This is a genomic window from Variovorax boronicumulans (assembly GCF_040544675.1).
Lineage (GTDB): Bacteria > Pseudomonadota > Gammaproteobacteria > Burkholderiales > Burkholderiaceae_C > Variovorax > Variovorax boronicumulans_D.
This window is the reverse complement of sequence record NZ_JBEPKK010000044.1, coordinates 1-3,454: the sequence shown is the minus strand read 5'-3', so window position 1 is coordinate 3,454 and position 3,454 is coordinate 1. Positions and strand designations below refer to the sequence as shown.

4 protein-coding genes are annotated in these 3,454 nt (G+C 69.2%); all 4 read left to right on the top strand.

All coding sequences use genetic code 11. From position 1 onward, the window contains the following. Positions 1–935, top strand: a 935-nt coding sequence (locus ABIC90_RS27280) for an ABC transporter permease (RefSeq protein WP_354359854.1), incomplete at its 5' end; no start/stop codon positions are given. Continuing rightward, entirely contained in the window at positions 932–1,807 is an 876-nt protein-coding gene (locus tag ABIC90_RS27275) for an ABC transporter permease (RefSeq protein WP_354359852.1), read from the top strand. The genes ABIC90_RS27280 and ABIC90_RS27275, both read left to right, overlap by 4 nt. Positions 1,808–1,812: 5 nt before the next feature. Then, the gene (locus ABIC90_RS27270) at positions 1,813–2,805 is read left to right on the top strand and encodes an ABC transporter ATP-binding protein (protein ID WP_354359850.1); all 993 of its coding nucleotides are present in this window, start codon (positions 1,813–1,815) and stop codon (positions 2,803–2,805) included. Then, positions 2,802–3,454 (top strand): ATP-binding cassette domain-containing protein (locus ABIC90_RS27265; RefSeq protein WP_354359848.1); only part of this gene is annotated, 653 nt, incomplete at its 3' end. The genes ABIC90_RS27270 and ABIC90_RS27265, both read left to right, overlap by 4 nt.

Below are 3,454 nucleotides of genomic sequence, written 5' to 3'. Positions count from 1 at the left end.
TCAAGCGCCTCGCCACGCTGATCGGCACCCTGATCGGCGCGTCGATCATCGTGTTCCTGGTGCTGGAGATCCTGCCGGGCAACGCCGCGCAGATGCTGATGGGCCCGGATGCCTCGCCCGATGCCGTGGCGGCCCTGGCCACCAAGCTGGGCCTGGACCAGCCCGCATGGACCCGCTACTGGCACTGGATCGCCGGCCTTCTCACCGGCAACCTGGGCGACAGCTACGCCTACAGCTCGCCCGTGCTGGACCTCATCCTCGAACGCCTGGCCCTCACCGTGCCGCTGGCGCTGCTGGCCATGAGCTTCACCGTGGTCATCGCGCTGCTGGTGGGCGTGACCGCCGCCGCGCGCCACAACAAGCTGGGCGACGTGGGCCTCATGGGCCTTGCCCAGGTGGGCATCGCCATCCCGAACTTCTGGTTCGCGATCATGCTGATCCTGGTGTTCTCGGTGCAGTTGCAGTGGTTCTCCGCCGGCGGCTTCGAGGGCTGGGGCGAGGGCATCTTCGCGGGCCTGAAGTCGCTGCTGCTGCCCGCCTTGTCGCTGGCCGTGGTGCAGGCGGCGATCCTGGCGCGCATCACGCGCTCGGCCGTGCTCGAAGTGATGCGCGAGGACTTCGTGCGCACCGCGCGCGCCAAGGGCGTCTCCCAGCGCATGGTGCTGTGGACCCACGTGCTGCGCAACGCCATGATCCCCGTCATCACCGTCATGGGCATGCAGTTCTCCGAGCTGCTGGCCGGCACCATCGTGGTGGAGAACGTGTTCTATCTGCCCGGCCTGGGCCGCCTGATCTTCCAGGCCATCAGCAACCGCGACCTGATCGTGGTGCGCAACTGCGTGATGCTGCTGGCGGCGCTGGTGGTCATCGTGAACTTCGTGGTCGACGTGCTCTACGCCGTGATCGACCCGCGCATCAAGGCCAGCGACATATGAACGCCATCGTTGCTCCCAATGCTGCCGCACTCAAGGTGCCCGGCTTCTGGCGCCGCGCGCTGCACCACCGCAGCTTCGTCATCGGCGGCGTCCTCGCCTTGCTTCTGCTCCTTGCCGCCCTCGTCTCCTTCGTGTGGACCCCCTGGTCGCCCTACGAGATGGACATGCCCAACAAGATGCAGGCGCCCTCGGCCGCGCACTGGCTGGGCACCGACGCCTTCGGACGGGACGTTGCCTCGCTGCTGCTGGTGGGCGCGCGTGCGTCCATCCTGGTGGGCCTCATCGCCGTGGGCATCGGCCTCGTGGTCGGCACCGCGCTGGGCCTGCTGGCCGCGGCCAGGCGCGGCTGGGTCGAGGAGGCCATCATGCGCATGGCCGACTTCTCGCTCGCCTTCCCCGCCATCCTCTCGGCCATCATGATGACCGCAGTGTTCGGCCCAGGCATCGTCAACGCCATCGTGGCGATCGGCATCTACAACATCCCCACCTTCGCGCGCATCACGCGCGCCTCGGCCAACGCGGTCTGGTCGCGCGAGTACATTGCCGCCGCGCGCGCCTGCGGCAAGGGCTCGTTCTCAATCACGATGCAGCATGTGCTGCCCAACATCTCGGCCGTGCTGATCGTGCAGATCACCATCCGCTTTGCCATCGCGATCCTGGCGGAAGCGGCGCTGTCGTACCTGGGCCTGGGCACGCAGCCGCCGCAGCCCTCGTGGGGCCGCATGCTCAGCGAGGCGCAGACGCTCATGTTCCAGCAGCCCTTGCTGGCGGTCTTCCCCGGCATGGCGATCGCGCTGGCGGTGCTGGGCCTGAACCTGCTGGGCGACGGGCTGCGCGACCTGCTCGATCCTCGCCTCGCCCGCGCCAGGTAAGCGATATGCCCCTTCTCGAAGTCAACGACCTGCACATCGGCCTGCAGACCCAGCGCGGCCCGGCCGAGGCGGTGCGCGGCATCTCCTTCTCGCTGGAGCGCGGCCAGACCCTGGGCATCGTGGGCGAGTCGGGCTGCGGCAAGTCGATCACGGTGATGTCGCTCATGGGCCTGCTGCCCTCCAGCGCCAAGGTCACCGGCAGCATCCGCTTCGACGGCACCGAGCTCGTGGGACGCGACGAGAAGGCCATGTGCCAGATCCGAGGCAACCGCATCGGCATGATCTTCCAGGAGCCGATGACGGCGCTGAACCCGGTGCACACCATCGCGCGCCAGGTCGGCGAGCCGCTGCGGCTGCACCGGGGCCTGTCCAAGGCCCAGGCGCGCAAGGAGGTGCTGGCGCTGCTCGAGCGCGTGGGCATTCCCGATGCCGCCTCCCGGCTGGATGCGTACCCGCACCAGTTCTCGGGCGGCCAGCGCCAGCGCATCGGCATCGCGATGGCGCTGGCCTGCGGGCCCGACCTGCTCATTGCCGACGAGCCCACCACCGCGCTGGACGTGACCATCCAGAAGCAGATCCTGGAGCTCATCCAGGGCCTGGTGCAGGAGCGCGGCATGGCGCTGATCCTGATCTCGCACGACCTGGGCGTGATCGCGCAGACCGTCTCGCGGATGCTGGTGATGTACGGCGGCAGCGTGGTGGAGAGCGGACCGACCGAGGCGGTGTTCGCGCGCCGCGCCCATCCCTACACCCAGGGCCTGTTCGCCGCACGCCCGGTGCTGGGCGCGCCGCGCGGGGTGCGCCTGGCCACCATCCGGGGCAGCGTGCCCGAGCTGGTGGACCTGCCCCGGGGCTGTCCCTTTGCGGGCCGCTGCGGCTACACCGTGGACGCCTGCCAGAGTACGCGGCCGCCGCCCACGGTGCTGGCGAACGACCATGCGGTGCGGTGCATCCGGCTGGAAGAGATTGCCGCGCTCCCGGAGACCGCCGCCGCATGAGTGCATCCAATCATTCACCCGACCAACATCCGCTGCTGCAGGTCACCGACCTCGTGCGCCACTACGACCTGCCGCGAGAAAAACTCTTCGGCCCGCCGCCGACGGTCAAGGCGCTCAACGGCGTGAGCTTCCAGGTCGAGGCCGGGCGCAGCCTGGGCATCGTGGGCGAATCGGGCTCGGGCAAGTCGACCATCGCGCGCCTGGTGATGGCGCTGGACACGCCCACCTCGGGCAGCGTGAAGCTGCTGGGGCGTGAGCTGCACACGCTGCCCCGCAGCGAGCTGCGCGCGGCACGGCGCGACTTCCAGATGGTGTTCCAGGACCCCTACGGCTCGTTGGACCCGCGCCAGACCGTCGCACGCATCGTTGCAGAGCCGCTCGAAGCCTTGGCCGAGACTTCGCGCAAGGAGCAACGCGAGCGTGCCGCCGAGTCGCTGGCGGCAGTGGGCCTGCGCACGACGGACATGGACAAGTACCCGCACGAGTTCTCGGGCGGCCAGCGCCAGCGCATCGCCATTGCGCGCGCTCTCATCACGCGCCCGAAGCTGATCGTCGCCGACGAGCCGGTCAGCGCGCTCGATGTGTCGGTGCAGGCGCAGGTGCTCAACCTCATGCAGGACCTGCAGCAGCAGTTCGGCATCAGCTACCT